A 16,231-nucleotide genomic window follows, 5' to 3' on the forward strand; every position below is an offset into this window, starting at 1 on the left:
GGCGTTCCCGGGCCGGGCTCCGCGCCCGCCCGCGGCCGGTCGCGGCTACTCGACCCCGATGAGCACCGGCGCCGACTCCTGGCCGCCGTGGAACACCACCGCGTCGACCTCCGGCCGCCGGTACCGGGCGTGCGCGACCAGCGTCTCGGCCAGCCCGTCGGGCACGCCCACGCCGAGCACCAGGGTGACCAGCTCCCCGCCGGCGCCGAGCATCCGGTCCAGCACCCGGCGGCCGACCTCGGCGAGGTCCGCGCCGATCAGCGCCACGTCGCCGTCGATCAGGCCGAGCACGTCACCGGCCTGGCAGACCCCGGCCATGGTCCAGGACTCCCCCTCGGCGACGGCGAGTTCGGCGTACCGGGTGGCGCCGGCGGCCGAGGTCATGGCGACCACGTCCTCGTCGAAGCGCCGCCCGGCCTCGTGCACGGCGAGCGCGGCCAGGCCCTGGACCGGCGAGCGGGTGGGCAGCACGGCGATCCGCACGCCCTCCTCGCGCAGCTGGTCGGCGGCGGCGCCGGCGGCGGCCCGCAGCTCGGGGTCGTTGAGCAGCAGCACGACCTCCCGTGCGCCGGCCCGGCGCACGGCGGCGGCCAGTTCGGCGCTGGCCGGCGGGCGGTCCGGGTCGGCGTGCAGGACGACCGCGCCGGACTGCTCGCAGAGCTCGGCCAGCCCGGTGCCGGACACCACCGAGAGCACCGCGCGGGTGCGTTCCTCGCGCTCGCCCCGGTCGGCGGCGGTGCCCGAGCGAGCGGCGGCCTCGGCGAAGTGCGTGATCCGGATCTGGTGCGGCCGCCCGGCCCGGACCCCGGCCTCGACGGCGGCGCCCGCGTCGTCCACGTGCACGTGGACGTTCCAGAGGCCGTCGCCGCCCCCGACCACCAGGGAGTCGCCGAGCCCGGCGAGCGTCTCGCGCAGCTCGGGCAGCGCCTCGTCGGGGGCGTCGAGCAGGTAGATGACCTCGAAGGCGGGGTGGCCGGGGCCGGGCGGCCGCAGGTGCGTCTCGCACCGCTCGACCCGGACGTCCCCGCGCAGCGCGACCGGGCCCATCGGCTGGTGGCCGGCGACGGCGTCGGCGAGCGCGCCGAGGACGGCGACCAGGCCGCGCCCGCCGGCGTCCACCACCCCGGCCTCGGCCAGGACGGCGAGCTGCTCCGGGGTGTGCCGCAGCGCGTCCCGGGCGGCCCGGTGGGCGGTGTCGGCGACCTGGGCGAGCCCGTCCCCGGCCCGGAGGGCCTCCCGGGCGGCGACCCGGGCGACGGTCAGCAGCGTGCCCTCGACCGGTTCGGCGACGGCCTGGTACGCCGCGTCGGCGGCCCGCCGGAGCGCGGTGCGCAGCTGGTCGGCGCCACCGCCCTCGGCGAGCGTCTCCGCGGCGCCGCGCAACCACTGGGCCAGGATGACGCCGGAGTTGCCGCGCGCGCCGATCAGCGCGCCGCGGGCCATCGCCCGGACCGTCTCGGCCAGCCCGGGCGGCGGGCCGGCGCCGGGGTCGGCGAAGCGGCTCTCCACCTCGGCGGCGGCGGACTCCACGGTCAGGTAGAGGTTGGTGCCGGTGTCGCCGTCCGGGACGGGGTAGACGTTGAGTGCGTCGATCTCCTCGCGAGCCTGGCCGAGTGCGCGCAGGGCCAGCTGGCACCAGCTGCGCACGGCCGGGGCGTCGAGCGTGTGCAGCACCAGGTCTCCTCCGGATGGGACGCCGCGATGGCCTGAGGGTGAACGGCGAGGGGTGATACCTGGCAGGTTATCGGGGGCCGGAGGGCGCCGCCGGGGGACGGCGAGCGCAGCGATCACCTGCCGGAACGTGGTAGTTTCGTTGAACGGGAGCAAGCGTTGTATGCTCTTCCGGTTGCCTGGAACAGTCCGGGCTCACCCCTCGGTCCGGCTCGGTTCACGTGAGTGCTCCGCTGGTCCGGCGGGGTTTCGAATGTAAGTGATCTGAAGTCTTGGAGTGACTCCTGTGGCTGCCAACTGCGACGTCTGCGGCAAGGGGCCGGGCTTCGGCAACAGCATCTCCCACTCTCACCGCCGCACCTCCCGTCGTTGGAACCCCAACATCCAGACGGTGCGCGCTGTGGTTGGGCGGACGCCGAAGCGGCTCAACGTCTGCACCTCGTGCATCAAGGCCGGTAAGGTCTCGCGCTGACGCGCAGACCGGTACGCCGGTCCTCCAGTAAGCCGGTTCATCCTCGGATGGACCGGCTTCCTGTCTTTCCGGGCCGTCCGGCCCCTGCCCGGTCCGCCCGCCGGGCGCCGGCGGGGTCCCGCGAAGCCCGGGCGGGCGGGCGCGGAGGCCCGCCCACCGCCGGTCAGCGCCAGCGCCAGGCGTGGTCCACCGGGCCGATCCCCGCGCCGAGCGCGAAGCCGCCGGCGATCGCGCCGGTGACGTACTCCTTCGCGGTGGCCACCGCCTCCGGCAGCGACTCGCCCTTGGCGAGCCCGGCCGCGATCGAGCTGGCCAGCGTGCAGCCGGTGCCGTGGGTGTGCCGGTTGTCGTACCGGGGCGCCCGGTACCAGTGCTCCTCCCCCGCGCCGCCGTAGAGCAGGTCCGCCGCCTCGCCCTCCAGGTGGCCGCCCTTCACCAGCACCCAGCGCGGCCCGAGGTCGAGCAGCGCCTTGGCCGCGTCCAGCATCCGGCCCTCGTGCTCGACGGTCCGGCCGGTGAGCTGCGTCACTTCGTGCAGGTTGGGCGTGGCGAGGGTGGCGACCGGCAGCAGCCGCTCCCGGACGGTGGCCACCGCCTCCGCGGCGAGCAGCGGGTCACCGTGCTTGGAGACGCCGACCGGGTCGACCACCACCGGGGCCTCCACGCCGGCGAGCAGCTCGGAGACGGTCTCCACCAGCTCGATCGAGGCGAGCATCCCGGTCTTCACCGCCTGCACGCCGATGTCGTCCACCACACTGCGGAACTGGGCCCGCACGGCCTCGGCCGGCAGCTCCCAGTAGCCCTGGACGCCGAGCGAGTTCTGCGCGGTGACGGCGGTGATCACGCTCATGCCGTGGACGCCGAGGGCGAGCATGGCCTTCAGGTCGGCCTGGATGCCGGCGCCGCCGCCGGAGTCGGATCCGGCCACCGTGAGGACGCGGGGCGGGGCCTCGCGGGGAGGTGCAGTCGAAAGCATGGGCCCCAACCTACCCCCGGCCGCTCAGAGGACGGCCTCCGATTCCGCCCAGCGGTCCTTCGGCACGGTCTTGAGGCGGGTGACCGCCTCCCCCACCGGCACCAGCCGGATCTCGTTGCGGCGCAGCGCGGTGAAGTGGCCGAACGCGCCCTGGTGGACGGCCTCCACCGCGTGCCAGCCGAACCGGGTGGCGAGCACCCGGTCGCGGGCGGTGGGGGTGCCGCCGCGCTGGGTGTGGCCGAGGATGACCGGGCGGGCCTCCTTGCCGAGCAGGTCCTCCAGCTCGTGGGCGAGCCGGTTGCCGATCCCGCCGAAGGTCTGGTGGCCGTACTGGTCGACGGCGCCGTGGTCGAAGCGCAGCGTTCCCGGCAGCGGCGACGCACCCTCCGCGACGGCGATGATGGCGAACTTCTTGCCGCGGGAGAACCGGTCCTCGACCATCCGGGCGACCGCCTCGATGTCGAAGGGCTTCTCCGGGATCAGGATGCCGTGCGCACCGCCCGCCATCCCGGCGGTCAGGGTGATCCAACCGGTGTGGCGGCCCATCAGCTCCACGACCATGACGCGCTGGTGGGACTCGGCGGTGGTCTTCAGCCGGTCGATCGCCTCGGTCGCGACGTGCACGGCGGTGTCGAAGCCGAAGGTGACGTCGGTGGCGTCGATGTCGTTGTCGATGGTCTTCGGCACCCCGACCACCGGCAGTCCGGCGTCGCTGAACATCTTCGCGGCGGTCAGCGTGCCCTCGCCGCCGATCGTGATCAGCGCGTCGATGCCGACGTCCCGGGCGAGGGTCCGTGCGTTGTCCACCGCCCACGCGATCCGGTCGCGCTGGACCCGGGCCGAGCCGAGGATGGTGCCGCCGAGCGTCAGCAGACCGGTGACGTCGTCGTGCGAGACCGGGCGGGTGCGTCCCTCGATCAGACCGAGGAAGCCGTCCTCGATGCCGACGATCTCGTCCCCGTGGACATCCGTGCCGCGGTGCACCACGGAGCGGATCACGGCGTTGAGGCCGGGGCAGTCGCCGCCGCTGGTCAGGACCCCGATGCGCATGATGGGTGGGCTCTCCCGCTCCGCAGTGGTTCGGACCACCCGCACCGGACGGGCGGGCGGGCTCGGTTCACCGCCAGCGTACGCGCCGCCCCCGGCCGGAGCCGGGCGCTTCGCCCAGGGGAGGGGCGCGCGGCGTTGCACCACGCGCCGGGGAGGTGCGCAGGGGAGCCCGCGGGGCCGCGGGTTCGGCGCCCACGAAGCGATCCGGCGCACCCGGCGGGGCGTCAACCGCCCCGCCGGCGCGGTCACTCGGCGACCGGCGTGGTCACTCCGCGAAGTGGTCCCAGCCGCCGACCCGGTCCCAGGCCTCGCCGTCCACCGTGACCCGGCCGCCGCGGGCCGCCCGCGCGGGGGCCGTCACCTCGCCCACCACCCGCCAGCGCGCGGGGAGTTGGACGCCGCGCGGGAAGGTCGCCACGATCGCGTGGTCCTCGCCGCCGGAGAGCACCCAGACCAGCGGGTCCACGCCGACGGCCTGGCCGATGTCGGCCATCTGCGCCGGCACGTCGAAGTCCGCGGCGCGCAAATCGATGTCCACCCCGCTGGCCCGGGCGACGTGGCCCAGGTCGGCCACCAGCCCGTCACTCACGTCGACCATCGCGGTGGCGCCCGACTCGGCCGCGGCCGGCCCCGCGTGGTACGGCGGCTCGGGACGGCGGTGCGCCTCGACGAAGGCGCGCGGCGAGCGGAAGCCGCGCTGCAGCACGGTCAGTCCGGCCGCGGACCAGCCCAGCCAGCCGGTGACCGCGACCACGTCGCCCACCTTCGCCCCGGCGCGCGTCACGGGCGCGCGCCCCTGGAGATCCCCGAGCGCCGTGATCGCCAGCGTGATGACGTCACCGCGCACCACGTCACCGCCGACCACCGTCGCGCCGGCGACCTGGCACTCGTCCCGCAGGCCGTCCATCAGCTCGGTGGCCCAGGTGGTGGGCAGGTCGGCCGGGGCGACCAGACCGAGCAGTATCGCGGTCGGCACCGCGCCCATCGCCGCCACGTCGGCGAGGTTCTGGGCGGCGGCCTTGCGGCCCACGTCGTAGGCGGTCGACCAGTCGCGGCGGAAGTGCCGGTTCTCGATCAGCACGTCCGTGGTGGCCACCACCCGGCCGTCCGGCGCCTTCACCACGGCGGCGTCGTCGCCCGGGCCGAGGTCGACCGCGGCGGTGAGCGGTACCCGGGCGGTCAGCTCCCTGATGAGGCCGAACTCGCCGAGCTCGCCCACGGTCCCCTGCATCTGCCGTCCTCTCGCGTTTGAAATAAGAACTCCTGCGGTACGCGCTCCCCCGCGCGCAGCGTACGCCCTCCAACGGTGCAGAGGTCTCCCTCCCCGGGGCCCCGCGCGGTAGCGTGGTGATCAGACTGCCGGTGAGCCCGTTCCACCCCCGACGCCTGACCGGGCGATCACGGCGCAGATCCCCGTACCCAGCCGCCGGGAGGTCCTTCCGTGGTACAGGCATACATCCTGATCCAGACCGAGGTCGGAAAGGCCACCGCGGTGGCCGACGCGATCACCAAGATCGCCGGAGTCCTCCAGGCCGAGGACGTGACCGGCCCCTACGACGTGATCGTCCGGGCCGAGGCCGAGACGGTCGACGCGCTGGGCCGCCTGGTCGTGGCCAAGGTGCAGCAGGTCGAGGGCATCACCCGCACCCTCACCTGTCCGGTGGTCCACCTGTAAGGCCCGGCTACCATCGGCGGGTGTCCCGAGAACTCCGAGTCCCCCGCTTCCTGGCGGCGCTGCCGGCCCCGATCCGCTGGCTGGCGCTGCCGGTCGCGCTGACCTGCACGGTCGTCGTGCTGCTCGGCAGCTGGTCCGCGCCCGATCGGATCGAGGTACCGGAACCGGCCCCCAAGGCGGCCGGCTACTGCCGGGACCTGGCCGCCGCACTGCCGCAGGAACTCCTCGGCCACGCCCGCAAGGACCCGTCGCCGGCCTCGCCGTACGTGGCCGCGTGGGCGAGCTCGCCGCGCGTCGTGCTGCGCTGCGGCGTGGACCGCCCGGAGCAGCTGAACGGCGAGGCCGCCAAGGACTACTCCCCCACCGTGGACGACGTCACCTGGTGGCCGCAGAAGCTCGACGACGGCGGATACCGCTTCACCTCGACCATGCGCAAGGCGTACGTCGAGGTGACCGTCCCCGGCGGGGCCTTCGCCAACCCGTTCGACCCGGTCGCCGCACTCAGCGCAGCGGTGAAGGCGAACATCCCGTAGTAGCGGCGGACGTCCCGGGGCGGGCACCCCCCAGCGGCGAACGTCCCGCAGCGGGCGCCCGGCGCGGCAGCGGCACCGCCGGAGGGCGGGCCGGGAGCAGCTCCCGGCCCGCCCTCGTCGTCGTGCGCGGGCTACCGCAGGCCGGTCGAGCGGCGCAGCGCCGCCTCCAGCAGCCGGTCGATCAGCTCGGGGTAGGCGACCCCGGTGGCCTCCCACATCTTCGGGTAGGCCGAGATCGGGGTGAAGCCGGGCATGGTGTTGACCTCGTTGACCATCCAGCTGCCGTCCTCCAGCAGGAAGAAGTCGACGCGGGCCAGGCCCTCGCAGCCGAGCGCCTCGAACGCGGCGATCGCCTGGCGGCGGATCTCCGCGGTCTCCTCGGCGGTGAGCTCCGCCGGGATCCGCACCTCGGAGGAGTCGATGTACTTGGCCTCGAAGTCGTAGAACTCGTAGCCGCCGCCGACCAGGACCTCGCCCGGCACGCTGGCGCGCAGGCCGTCCTCGAACTCCAGCACGCCGCACTCGATCTCGCGGCCGGCCACGCCCGCCTCGATGATCAGCTTGGGGTCGTGCCGGCGGGCCTCCTCGATCGCGGCGTCGAGGTCGGCGAGGTCCTTGACCTTGGTGATGCCGATGCTGGAGCCGGCCCGGCAGGGCTTCACGAACAGCGGCAGGCCCAGCTCGGCGGCCCGCTCGCGGACGGCGTCCCGGCCGGCCTCGGTCTCCCAGTCGCGCGGGCGGACGATGGTGTACCGGCCGACGCCCAGGCCGTGCGAGGCCAGGATCCGCTTGGTGAACTCCTTGTCCATACCGACCGCGCTGGAGAGCACGCCGTTGCCGACGTACGGCACGCCGGAGAGCTCCAGCAGGCCCTGCAGGGTGCCGTCCTCGCCCCAGGGGCCGTGCAGCAGCGGGAACACCACGTCGACCTCGCCGAGCACCTTGGGGGCGGTCCCCGGCTCGCTGAGGACCACCTCACGGCTGCCCGGGGCGGCCGGCAGGGACACCTGGCCCTCGACGGCCTCGGCGACGTGGGCGACGTCCGGCAGCCGGCCGTCGGTGATGGCCATCCGGGACGGCTCGTCACTCACCAGGGCCCAGCGGCCCTCGTGGGTGATGCCGATCGGCAGCACGTCGTACTTCTCGCGGTCGATCGCCCTGAGCACGCTGCCCGCGGTGGACACCGAGATGGCGTGCTCGGAGCTGCGCCCGCCGAAGACCAGCGCAACGCGCGGCTTCGCGGACGGGTTCGGGGAGGTCTGTTCGATGCTCATATCGCGTTCGAGACTACCGTGCGAGGTGTTTCCCGAAAGTCAGCCGCCCCGGGGCACCGCCGGGCGGGCGACGGACCGCCCGGGCACCGCCCCCCGACGCCCCGGCGCCGGCCGGCGCCCCCGCGGTTCCCGACGGCGTTCGAGCCGGTGCCGTTCGTACCGGTGCGGTCCGCAGTGCGGTCGGCCCGGTGTGTTCCGCCGCGGTGCGGGCCGGGCCGGCGCAGGCCGTGTCAGTGCCGTTCGGACTTGGCCGAGCGGGACATCAGCGCCTGCAGCGCCTCCTGGGTGGGACGCCCGTTGTGCACGACGTCCACGACGGCCTCGACGATCGGCATGTCGACGCCGTTGCGCCGGGCCAGGTCGAGCACGGACTCGCAGGACTTCACGCCCTCCGCGGTCTGCCGGGTGGCGGCGATGGTCTCCGCCAACGACATCCCGCGGCCCAGGTTGGTGCCGAAGGTGTGGTTGCGGGAGAGCGGTGACGAACAGGTCGCCACCAGGTCGCCCATGCCGGCGAGCCCGGCGAAGGTGTACGGGTCGGCGCCCAGCGCCAGCCCCAGCCGGGTGGTCTCGGCCAGGCCTCGGGTGATCAGCGTCGCCTTGGTGTTGTCGCCCAGACCCATGCCGTCGGCCATGCCGACCGCCAGGCCGATCACGTTCTTCACCGCGCCGCCCAGCTCGCAGCCGACCACGTCGGTGTTGGTGTACGGGCGGAAGTACGGGGTGTGGCAGGCGGCCTGGAGCCGCTTGGCGACCGACTCGTCGGCACAGGCCACCACGCTCGCCGCGGGCTGCCGGTTGGCGATCTCGCGGGCGAGGTTGGGGCCGCTGACCACTGCGACCCGCTCCGGCCCGACGCCGGCGACCTCGGCGATGACCTCGCTCATCCGCTTGGCGGTGCCGAGTTCGATGCCCTTCATCAGGCTCACCAGCACGGTCTGCGGCTCGATCAGCGGGGCCCAGGCGCCCAGGTTCTCCCGCAGCGTCTGCGAGGGCACGGCGAGCACCGCGAAGTCCGCGCCGGCCAGCGCCTCGGCGGCGTCCGTGGTCGCCCGGACCGAGTCCGGCAGCGACACCTGCGGCAGGTAGTCCGGGTTCACCCGGGTGGTGTTGACGGCGTCGACCAGCTCCTTGCGGCGGCCCCAGAGCACCACCTCGCAGCCGGCGTCGGCGAGGACCAGCGCGAACGCCGTCCCCCAGGAGCCCGTTCCGAACACGGCACAGCGGGTCACTTGCCGGCCTCCTCGTCACCGTTGCGACGCTTGCCCGCCGCGCGCTGCCGCTCGGCCGCGGCCGCCTCGGCCCGGTGCCGGGCCGCCGCGCGCATGTCGTAGCGCTCGGCCGGCGGCTCCTCGCCGCGGATGTCGGCGAGGACGGCGGTGATGGCCGCCATGATGTCCTCGGTGGCGTCCTTGAGCACCTGCGGGGTCAGCTCCTGGCCCTGGTACTTGCTCAGGTCCACCGCCGGCCCGGCCGCCACGGTCACCCGGTGGCGCGGGAAGAGGTTGAACTTCCCCTTGCCGGAGCCGCCCCTGCCGTACGGCGGGATGATCTCGTGCGCGCCCCAGTGCGCCACGGGGATCACCGGCGCACCGGTCATCAGCGCGACCCGGGCCACCCCGCTCTTGCCGGTCATCGGCCACAGGTCCGGGTCCCGGGTGAGCGTGCCCTCCGGGTAGAACTGCACGCACTGGCCGCTGTTCACCGCGTCGATCGCGGCCCGGAACGCCTGCGCGGCGTCGGTCGACTCGCGGAACACCGGGATCTGACCGGTCTTGCGCAGCATGAAACCGATGAACGGGATCGAGAACAGCGAGGACTTGCCGAGGATCCGCGGCGGGCGCCCGCTGTTGTACTGCCAGTGCGCGTACACCACCGGGTCGATGATCGAGTTGTGGTTGACCGCCGCGATGAAGCCGCCCTCCTTCGGGAGGTGCTCCCAGCCCCGCCAGTCGGGCTTCACCAGCGCGGTCGTCACCGGCTTCACCAGCACGGCCGCGAAGCGGTACCAGATGCCGTAGTCGGCGTTGCCGAAGCTGGCGTACGAGCGGCGGGCCACCCCAGGTCCTCCTCATCCGGTGCGGCACCCGGGGTGCCGCAGGTTCTCTCGCCGCCCGCGGGCCCCGGTGGGGGGCGCGGGCGCGGAACAGTCTCGCCCCACCGCCGACCGGCTGTCGAGCAACCCCGCCAGCACCTCCGGCGGGCGTGACCAAACGCACGTCCGCACAGCTCGGACGGCCTGGCGAGGGTTCCGGGACCGGCGCCACAATGACGCCGATGACCCAGGACACCGTACGCCCCAGCGGGGCCGTCGCGCCCCCCGCACCCGCCTCCGACTGGTCGCTGGTGCTGCCGCTCAAGCCGCCGGCCCTGGCGAAGACCCGGCTCGCGCCCTTCGCCGGAGCGCACCGTGCGGACCTCGCCCTCTGCTTCGCCCTCGACACCGTCGCAGCCGCGCTGGCCACGCCCGGCGTGGCCCGGGTCCTGGTCGTCACCCGGGACGCGGTGGCCGGCGCCCGGCTCGCCGCCCTCGGTGCCGCGGTGGTCGCCGACGAACCGGGGGGCGGTCTCAACCACGCACTGGCGCACGGCGCGGCGGTCGCGCTGGCACTGGCTCCGCACGCGCCGCTGGCCACGCTCTCGGCCGACCTGCCGGCCCTGCGCCCGGCCGAACTGGCCCGCGTGCTGGCCGCCGTGCCGCCGACCGGCCGGGCCTTCCTCGCGGACACCCCCGGCCTGGGCACCACGCTGCTGGCCTGTGCCCCGGGCAGCCCGCTCGCGCCCGCCTTCGGTGACGGGTCCCGGGAGCGCCACGCGGCCGGCGGCGCCCGTGAACTCCGCCTGGCCGGGGTGGATTCGGTGCGCCGGGACGTCGACACCGGGGCCGACCTCGGCGAGGCCCTCGCGCTCGGCGTCGGCCCGCACACCGCCGCCCTGTCGGCCCGGCTCGGCTACTCCCCCGCCCGGCCCACCGGGCAGCGCTGAGACGCTCCGGGGCCGGGAGGCAGCGCTCGCTATGCTGGCTGCCATGCAGGCCACCGCGTTCACCTTCGACCCCGCCACCCGGGCCGGCTCCGTGCTGCTCGACGACGGGACCCCGGTGCCGTTCGACGCGGCCGCCTTCGACGCCGGCGGCCTGCGGCTGCTGCGCCCCGGTCAGCGGGTGCGGATCCGCACCGAGGGCACCGGCGAGGCCCGCCGGGTCGTCTTCGTGACGCTGCAGACCTTCCCCGACCCGGCCGGGGGCTGACGCCCCGGGCGTCCGTCGGGTCCGTCGGGTCCGTCGGGTCCGCCCTATCCGTCGGTTCCGTCCCGCAGCGGCCCTCCGTCACCGGCCGCCGAAGGCGTTCACCCACCGAAGAGGCGCATGGGCGCCGTCGCACGCCTCTGCCGCACCCCATCGCGCCCCGCCACGCCGCCGCAGTTCCCGTACGAGCCGGCCCCTGCCATGCCGTCCCGCGGTGCCCCGACGCCCAACACCCCCGCCGCGCCGGGCCGCACCCGGCCGGCCCCGGAAAGCGAAGAGCCGTGGCGGCCCGCCCCCGGAGCCCCGGGAGGGGTGCGCCACGGCTCAGGCAGGCCGTTCGCGGACTTACTTCGCGGTGGTCTTGCGCGCGGTGGTCTTGCGGGTGGCGGTCTTCTTCGCCGGGGCCGTCTTCTTGGCCGTGGCGGTCGCCTTCTTGGCGGCGGTCGCCGTGGTCTTCTTGGCGGCAGCGGTGGTCGCCGTCTTCTTGGCGGCGGCCGTGGTCTTCTTGGTGGCGGCCGCGGTGGTCTTCTTCGCCGCGGCCGGGGTGGCCTTCTTGGTGGCGGTCGCCTTCTTGGCGGCGGTCGCCGTGGTCTTCTTGGCCGCGGGGGCGGTCGCCGTCTTCTTGGCGGCCGCCGTGGTCTTCTTGGCGGCGGCCGGGGTCGCGGCGGCGGCACGCTTGGTGGCGGCGCGCTTGGCGGCCGGGGTCGCGGCGACACCGCTCTTGCCCGGGGTGAGGGAACCCTTGGGGGCCTTCTTCACCGAGGGGCCTTCCTTCGGCAGCTTCTTGCTGCCGCTGACCAGGTCCTTGAAGCCCTGGCCGGGACGGAAGCGGGGCACCGAGGTCTTCTTGACCTTGACCTTCTCGCCGGTCTGCGGGTTGCGGGCGAAGCGCGCGGAGCGCTCCACCTTCTCAAAGGTGCCGAAACCGGTGACCGACACCCGGTCGCCGGCCACGACGGCGCGGACCATGGTGTCGAGCACTGCGTCGACGGCCTCTGCGGCAGCCTTGCGACCGCCCAGCTGCTCGGCCACCGCTTCGACAAGCTGAGCCTTGTTCACGTCTTCCCCTTCGGAAACGGGCGCCGGATGATTCCATCCGTTCATTTCGCACGTTAGGTATGTATCTGCGGACTTTCAATTACCAAACGCGCGAATCACCCTAGTGTCGCAATGGATTTGCGCGTCGGCGACCTCAGACGACGGGCGGGCGCCCCTCGTCGAGGTCCTGGACAAAGCGACTCAACCGCCTTGCCGCCTCCGGAAGATCGCGCTTGGCGGTCTCGGTGACGATCAGGAGTTGTCGGGTGAGAGCGGTCTTTGCATCGGCAGACACGTTCAGCGCATGCACGCGGGCGTGAGCTTGCTTCAACCGCTCGGCCACAAGCGCGTAGAGCGCTGCGACTTCCGGGTCGTCCAGCCCCTCAGCAGGTGAGGTGGCGGCGTCCGGCCGATCGTCAATTCGGCGTTCGGCTCCCCGGCCCGTGGACTCCGGTGACGCGGGTTCGCCGCCCGCGTACGGAGGTTCATGGTGCCGGTGCATGTACTGATTGTGCCATCTACCCGCAGTTGTGCTTGCGCGGGCCCCTGTGCGCCATTGCCAAATCGGCAATCGGCAGTGGGCCGGGACGGCTAACTCCGGGGCCGGAACGGCGGATGGCCCGCCCCCCCGAGGGGAGGCGGGCCATCCGGCGGAACGTCAGAATGCCTGTTCTCCGACGCGGCTCAGGCGGCCGGCAGAGTACGCGGCTTGAAGGCCGGCCGGGTCGCCTCGAAGGCGGCGATGTCGGCCTCGTTCTGCAGGGTGATGCTGATGTCGTCCAGGCCGTTCAGCAGCCGCCAGCGGACGTTGTCGTCCAGCTCGAACGAGGCCGTGACGCCCTGGGCGCGCACCTCGCGGGCCTCCAGGTCCACCGTGATCTCGGCGGTCGGGTCGGCCTCGGTGAGCTCCCAGAGCCGCTCCACGACGTCCTGCGGCAGAACCACCGTGAGCAGGCCGTTCTTCAGGGAGTTGCCGCGGAAGATGTCGGCGAACCGGGTCGAGATCACGGCGTGGAAGCCGTAGTTCTGCAGCGCCCAGACGGCATGCTCGCGGGAGGAACCGGTGCCGAATTCGGGGCCGGCCACCAGCACCGTGGCGCCCTGCCGCTCGGGCTGGTTGAGGATGAACGACTCGTCCTTGCGCCAGGCCTCGAACAGGCCGTCCTCGAAGCCGGAACGGGTGACCTTCTTCAGCCAGTGGGCCGGGATGATCTGGTCGGTGTCGACGTTGCTGCGGCGCAGCGGAACGGCGCGACCCGTGTGGGTGGTGAACTTCTCCATGCTGCTCAGGCCTCCACAGCGACGTCGGACGGGAGATCGGCGGGCGCGGCCAGTCGGCCCAGGACGGCGGTCGCGGCGGCGACCTGCGGGGAGACCAGGTGGGTGCGGCCGCCCTTGCCCTGGCGGCCCTCGAAGTTGCGGTTCGAGGTGGAGGCGCAGCGCTCGCCGGGAGCCAGCTGGTCGGGGTTCATGCCCAGGCACATCGAGCAGCCCGCGTGGCGCCACTCGGCGCCGGCGGCGGTGAAGACCTTGTCCAAGCCCTCCTCGACGGCCTGCAGGGCGACCCGGACCGAGCCCGGTACGACCAGCATCCGCACGCCGTCGGCGATCCGGCGGCCGTCCAGGATCGCCGCGGCGGCCCGCAGGTCCTCGATCCGGCCGTTGGTGCAGGAGCCGACGAACACGGCGTCGACCGCGACCTCGCGAAGCGGGGTGCCGGCCTCCAGGCCCATGTACGCCAGGGCGTTCTCGGCGGCGATCCGCTCCTGCGGGTCGGTGAAGGAGGCCGGGTCCGGCACGGAAGAGCCGAGCGGCGCGCCCTGGCCCGGGTTGGTGCCCCAGGTGACGAACGGCGTCAGCTCGTTCGCGTCGATGAAGATCTCGTGGTCGAAGACCGCGTCCTCGTCGGTGACCAGGGTCTTCCAGTACGCCACCGCTGCGTCCCAGTCCTCGCCCTTCGGGGCGTGCGGACGACCCTCCAGGTAGTCGAAGGTGGTCTGGTCCGGGGCGATCATGCCGGCCCGGGCGCCCGCCTCGATCGACATGTTGCAGACGGTCATCCGGGCCTCCATGGAGAGGCTGCGGATGGCCGAGCCGCGGTACTCCAGGACGTAGCCCTGGCCGCCGCCGGTGCCGATCCGCGCGATGATCGCCAGGATCAGGTCCTTGGCGGTCACGCCCTCGGGCAGCTCGCCCTCGACGGTGATCGCCATCGTCTTGAACGGCGCGAGCGGCAGCGTCTGGGTGGCCAGCACGTGCTCGACCTGGCTGGTGCCGATGCCGAACGCGAGGGCTCCGAAGGCGCCGTGGGTGGAGGTGTGGGAGTCGCCGCAGACCACGGTCGTGCCGGGCTGGGTCAGGCCCAGCTGCGGGCCGACCACGTGGACGACGCCCTGCTCGACGTCGCCCAGCGAGTGGATCCGCACCCCGAACTCGGCGGCGTTGCGGCGCAGCGTCTCCAGCTGGACCTTGGAGACCGGGTCCGCGATCGGCTTGTCGATGTCGAGGGTCGGGGTGTTGTGGTCCTCGGTGGCGATGGTGAGGTCGGTGCGGCGGACCTTTCGCCCGGCCAGCCGGAGGCCGTCGAAGGCCTGCGGGCTGGTCACCTCGTGGAGCAGGTGCAGGTCGATGAAGAGCAGGTCGGGCTCGCCCTCGGCGCGCCGCACGACGTGGTCGTCCCAGACCTTCTCTGCGAGTGTCCGTCCCATCGGATTCCCTCCAGCCGGCCGCGTTGCCGGCCTTCTCGTGTCGTCGGGGTCAGTGCTTTCGCCGCCCTGTGAGGCTCGCGTCGCGCGACCTGCACGCCGGATCGGTGTCCACGATGCGGACACTCTGTTGAGGTCGCATCCTGGATGTCTCCCGGGCTGCTGCATCCAGAGTGGCGCTTTTCGCGGAAGATTGAACTTGCGTCTCGCGGAATGAGACTGCAGTCTTAGGGCATGGACAACTCTAGCGGCGTCGGCGTTCTCGACAAGGCCGCTCTGGTGCTGAGCGCACTGGAGTCGGGCCCCGCCACGTTGGCGGGGCTGGTCGCCGCCACCGGTCTGGCGCGGCCCACGGCCCACAGACTCGCCGTCGCACTCGAACACCACCGACTGGTCACCAGGGACATGCAGGGCCGGTTCATCCTCGGCCCCCGTCTCTCCGAACTCTCCGCCGCGGCGGGTGAGGACCGGCTGCTCGCCACCGCGGGCCCGGTCCTGACCCACCTGCGCGACGTCACCGGCGAGAGCGCACAGCTCTACCGCCGGCAGGGCGAGATGCGGATCTGCGTAGCCGCCGCCGAGCGGCTCTCCGGACTGCGGGACACCGTCCCGGTCGGCAGCACCCTGCCGATGAAGGCGGGCTCGGCCGCCCAGGTGCTGCTCGCCTGGGAGGAGCCCGAGCGGCTCCACCGCGGACTCCAGGGCGCCCGCTTCACCGCCACCGCGCTGAGCGGCGTCCGGCGGCGCGGCTGGGCCCAGTCCATCGGCGAGCGCGAGCCGGGCGTCGCGTCCGTCTCCGCGCCCGTGCGCGGCCCCTCCAACCGGGTGGTGGCCGCCGTCTCCGTCTCCGGCCCGATCGAGCGCCTGACCCGCCACCCGGGCCGGCTGCACGCCCAGGCCATCATCGAGGCCGCCAACCGGCTCACCGAGGCCCTGCGCCGCGGCTGAGCGCCGAACCGACCGAAAGGGCCCGCGCACACCGTGCGCGGGCCCTTTCCGCGGAAACACCCGGAAATGCGAAAGGCCCCGGATCACCGGGGCCTGCATTTCTCTGGCTGGGGTACCAGGACTCGAACCTAGACTAAATGAACCAGAATCACTCGTGCTGCCAATTACACCATACCCCAACAAAGCATTCAGCCGATGGGCGCGTCTCCTAGAAGACGACAACCACCGGCTTCCGCTCTGGTACCCCCGACCGGATTCGAACCGGCGCTACTGCCGTGAGAGGGCAGCGTGCTAGGCCGCTACACAACGGGGGCTTGATCTTCAGTTGTCCTGCTCGCACTGTTCGTACTGCAGGGGTACTGCGCTGGGGTACCAGGACTCGAACCTAGACTAAATGAACCAGAATCACTCGTGCTGCCAATTACACCATACCCCAACAAAGCATTCAGCCGATGGGCGCGTCTCCTAGAAGACGACAACCACCGGCTTCCGCTCTGGTACCCCCGACCGGATTCGAACCGGCGCTACTGCCGTGAGAGGGCAGCGTGCTAGGCCGCTACACAACGGGGGCTTCCTGGCGATCCCTTGCGGGATCAGTACCCCCGACCGGATTCGAACCGGCGCTACTGCCGTGAGAGGGCA

Annotated in this window: 17 protein-coding genes and 4 tRNA genes; 6 read left to right on the forward strand and 15 right to left on the reverse strand. The window is 73.2% G+C overall.

Annotation, left to right across the window (positions count from 1 at the left end; translation table 11 throughout):
- Window positions 1-45: 45 nt before the first annotated feature.
- Window positions 46-1,674, reverse strand: coding sequence for a DAK2 domain-containing protein (locus MCM47_RS36725; protein ID WP_238951363.1), 1,629 nt, complete (start codon window positions 1,672-1,674; stop codon window positions 46-48).
- Between the two features lie 283 nt (window positions 1,675-1,957).
- Between MCM47_RS36725 and rpmB the strand changes: the two genes are divergently transcribed.
- Window positions 1,958-2,143, forward strand: coding sequence for a 50S ribosomal protein L28 (gene rpmB, locus MCM47_RS36730; protein ID WP_078860753.1), 186 nt, complete (start codon window positions 1,958-1,960; stop codon window positions 2,141-2,143).
- A 163-nt stretch (window positions 2,144-2,306) separates the two neighbouring features.
- Here the strand turns inward: rpmB and thiD are convergent, their stop codons facing one another.
- The 3 genes from thiD to MCM47_RS36745 form a co-directional block, all read right to left on the reverse strand.
- On the reverse strand, window positions 2,307-3,119 hold the full coding sequence (gene thiD, locus MCM47_RS36735) for a bifunctional hydroxymethylpyrimidine kinase/phosphomethylpyrimidine kinase (protein WP_238951364.1): 813 nt from the start codon (window positions 3,117-3,119) through the stop codon (window positions 2,307-2,309).
- 24 nt (window positions 3,120-3,143) lie between these two features.
- Entirely contained in the window at window positions 3,144-4,169 is a 1,026-nt protein-coding gene (locus MCM47_RS36740) for a 6-phosphofructokinase (RefSeq protein ID WP_238951365.1), read from the reverse strand.
- Between the two features lie 265 nt (window positions 4,170-4,434).
- The gene (locus MCM47_RS36745) at window positions 4,435-5,400 is read right to left on the reverse strand and encodes a thiamine-phosphate kinase (RefSeq protein WP_238951366.1); all 966 of its coding nucleotides are present in this window, start codon (window positions 5,398-5,400) and stop codon (window positions 4,435-4,437) included.
- A 210-nt stretch (window positions 5,401-5,610) separates the two neighbouring features.
- On the opposite strand from MCM47_RS36745, the gene MCM47_RS36750 reads away from it, so the two are divergent.
- Both MCM47_RS36750 and MCM47_RS36755 read left to right on the forward strand, forming a co-directional pair.
- Window positions 5,611-5,844, forward strand: coding sequence for an Lrp/AsnC family transcriptional regulator (locus tag MCM47_RS36750; protein WP_238951367.1), 234 nt, complete (start codon window positions 5,611-5,613; stop codon window positions 5,842-5,844).
- A 20-nt stretch (window positions 5,845-5,864) separates the two neighbouring features.
- Window positions 5,865-6,377 (forward strand): DUF3515 domain-containing protein, encoded by a 513-nt coding sequence (locus MCM47_RS36755; protein ID WP_238951368.1) that lies wholly within the window; start codon window positions 5,865-5,867, stop codon window positions 6,375-6,377.
- Window positions 6,378-6,508: 131 nt separating this feature from the next.
- Here the strand turns inward: MCM47_RS36755 and MCM47_RS36760 are convergent, their stop codons facing one another.
- The 3 genes from MCM47_RS36760 to MCM47_RS36770 all read right to left on the reverse strand — a co-directional run bounded on the left by MCM47_RS36760 (window position 6,509) and on the right by MCM47_RS36770 (window position 9,710).
- Entirely contained in the window at window positions 6,509-7,651 is a 1,143-nt protein-coding gene (locus tag MCM47_RS36760) for a D-alanine--D-alanine ligase family protein (RefSeq protein ID WP_238951369.1), read from the reverse strand.
- Window positions 7,652-7,881: 230 nt separating this feature from the next.
- The gene (locus MCM47_RS36765; protein ID WP_238951370.1) at window positions 7,882-8,883 is read right to left on the reverse strand and encodes an NAD(P)H-dependent glycerol-3-phosphate dehydrogenase; all 1,002 of its coding nucleotides are present in this window, start codon (window positions 8,881-8,883) and stop codon (window positions 7,882-7,884) included.
- Window positions 8,880-9,710, reverse strand: a complete 831-nt coding sequence (locus MCM47_RS36770; RefSeq protein WP_238951371.1) for a 1-acyl-sn-glycerol-3-phosphate acyltransferase — start codon at window positions 9,708-9,710, stop codon at window positions 8,880-8,882. Before MCM47_RS36770 ends, MCM47_RS36765 begins: the two co-directional genes overlap by 4 nt.
- A gap of 218 nt (window positions 9,711-9,928) precedes the next feature.
- Here MCM47_RS36770 and cofC point away from each other — a divergent pair, with 218 nt between their 5' ends.
- Both cofC and MCM47_RS36780 read left to right on the forward strand, forming a co-directional pair.
- The gene (cofC, locus tag MCM47_RS36775; protein WP_238951372.1) at window positions 9,929-10,636 is read left to right on the forward strand and encodes a 2-phospho-L-lactate guanylyltransferase; all 708 of its coding nucleotides are present in this window, start codon (window positions 9,929-9,931) and stop codon (window positions 10,634-10,636) included.
- Between the two features lie 43 nt (window positions 10,637-10,679).
- Window positions 10,680-10,901, forward strand: coding sequence for a hypothetical protein (locus MCM47_RS36780; protein WP_188298534.1), 222 nt, complete (start codon window positions 10,680-10,682; stop codon window positions 10,899-10,901).
- A gap of 342 nt (window positions 10,902-11,243) precedes the next feature.
- Here the strand turns inward: MCM47_RS36780 and MCM47_RS36785 are convergent, their stop codons facing one another.
- From MCM47_RS36785 to leuC, 4 genes are all read right to left on the reverse strand, one after another.
- Window positions 11,244-11,957, reverse strand: a complete 714-nt coding sequence (locus tag MCM47_RS36785) for an HU family DNA-binding protein (RefSeq protein ID WP_238951373.1) — start codon at window positions 11,955-11,957, stop codon at window positions 11,244-11,246.
- A 133-nt stretch (window positions 11,958-12,090) separates the two neighbouring features.
- Window positions 12,091-12,438, reverse strand: coding sequence for a hypothetical protein (locus MCM47_RS44205; protein WP_374209270.1), 348 nt, complete (start codon window positions 12,436-12,438; stop codon window positions 12,091-12,093).
- A 182-nt stretch (window positions 12,439-12,620) separates the two neighbouring features.
- On the reverse strand, window positions 12,621-13,217 hold the full coding sequence (gene leuD / locus MCM47_RS36795) for a 3-isopropylmalate dehydratase small subunit (RefSeq protein ID WP_238951374.1): 597 nt from the start codon (window positions 13,215-13,217) through the stop codon (window positions 12,621-12,623).
- A gap of 5 nt (window positions 13,218-13,222) precedes the next feature.
- Window positions 13,223-14,644: a 3-isopropylmalate dehydratase large subunit gene (leuC, locus tag MCM47_RS36800; RefSeq protein WP_238951375.1), complete on the reverse strand. Its 1,422-nt coding sequence runs from the start codon at window positions 14,642-14,644 to the stop codon at window positions 13,223-13,225.
- A 231-nt stretch (window positions 14,645-14,875) separates the two neighbouring features.
- Between leuC and ndgR the strand changes: the two genes are divergently transcribed.
- On the forward strand, window positions 14,876-15,589 hold the full coding sequence (gene ndgR / locus MCM47_RS36805; RefSeq protein WP_148642806.1) for an IclR family transcriptional regulator NdgR: 714 nt from the start codon (window positions 14,876-14,878) through the stop codon (window positions 15,587-15,589).
- 104 nt (window positions 15,590-15,693) lie between these two features.
- Here ndgR and MCM47_RS36810 read toward each other — a convergent pair.
- The 4 genes from MCM47_RS36810 to MCM47_RS36825 form a co-directional block, all read right to left on the reverse strand.
- Window positions 15,694-15,768 (reverse strand) — tRNA-Gln (locus MCM47_RS36810).
- A 59-nt stretch (window positions 15,769-15,827) separates the two neighbouring features.
- Window positions 15,828-15,903 (reverse strand) — tRNA-Glu (locus MCM47_RS36815).
- Window positions 15,904-15,953: 50 nt separating this feature from the next.
- Window positions 15,954-16,025: transfer RNA gene (locus MCM47_RS36820), tRNA-Gln, on the reverse strand.
- Between the two features lie 59 nt (window positions 16,026-16,084).
- Window positions 16,085-16,160, reverse strand: a tRNA-Glu gene (locus MCM47_RS36825).
- Between the last annotated feature and the right edge of the window lie 71 nt (window positions 16,161-16,231).

The sequence above is a fragment of the Kitasatospora sp. A2-31 genome, from assembly GCF_022288725.1.
In the GTDB taxonomy this organism is placed as follows: Bacteria; Actinomycetota; Actinomycetes; order Streptomycetales; family Streptomycetaceae; genus Kitasatospora.

Bases quoted from the DNA above. Each gene is read 5' to 3' on its own strand.
- thiD (WP_238951364.1), bottom strand. From the start codon at position 3,119: ATGCTTTCGACTGCACCTCCCCGCGAGGCCCCGCCCCGCGTCCTCACG.
- MCM47_RS36740 (WP_238951365.1), bottom strand. From the start codon at position 4,169: ATGCGCATCGGGGTCCTGACCAGCGGCGGCGACTGCCCCGGCCTCAAC.
- MCM47_RS36745 (WP_238951366.1), bottom strand. From the start codon at position 5,400: ATGCAGGGGACCGTGGGCGAGCTCGGCGAGTTCGGCCTCATCAGGGAG.
- MCM47_RS36760 (WP_238951369.1), bottom strand. From the start codon at position 7,651: ATGAGCATCGAACAGACCTCCCCGAACCCGTCCGCGAAGCCGCGCGTT.
- cofC (WP_238951372.1), top strand. From the start codon at position 9,929: ATGACCCAGGACACCGTACGCCCCAGCGGGGCCGTCGCGCCCCCCGCA.
- MCM47_RS36780 (WP_188298534.1), top strand. From the start codon at position 10,680: ATGCAGGCCACCGCGTTCACCTTCGACCCCGCCACCCGGGCCGGCTCC.
- MCM47_RS44205 (WP_374209270.1), bottom strand. From the start codon at position 12,438: ATGCACCGGCACCATGAACCTCCGTACGCGGGCGGCGAACCCGCGTCA.
- leuD (WP_238951374.1), bottom strand. From the start codon at position 13,217: ATGGAGAAGTTCACCACCCACACGGGTCGCGCCGTTCCGCTGCGCCGC.
- leuC (WP_238951375.1), bottom strand. From the start codon at position 14,644: ATGGGACGGACACTCGCAGAGAAGGTCTGGGACGACCACGTCGTGCGG.
- ndgR (WP_148642806.1), top strand. From the start codon at position 14,876: ATGGACAACTCTAGCGGCGTCGGCGTTCTCGACAAGGCCGCTCTGGTG.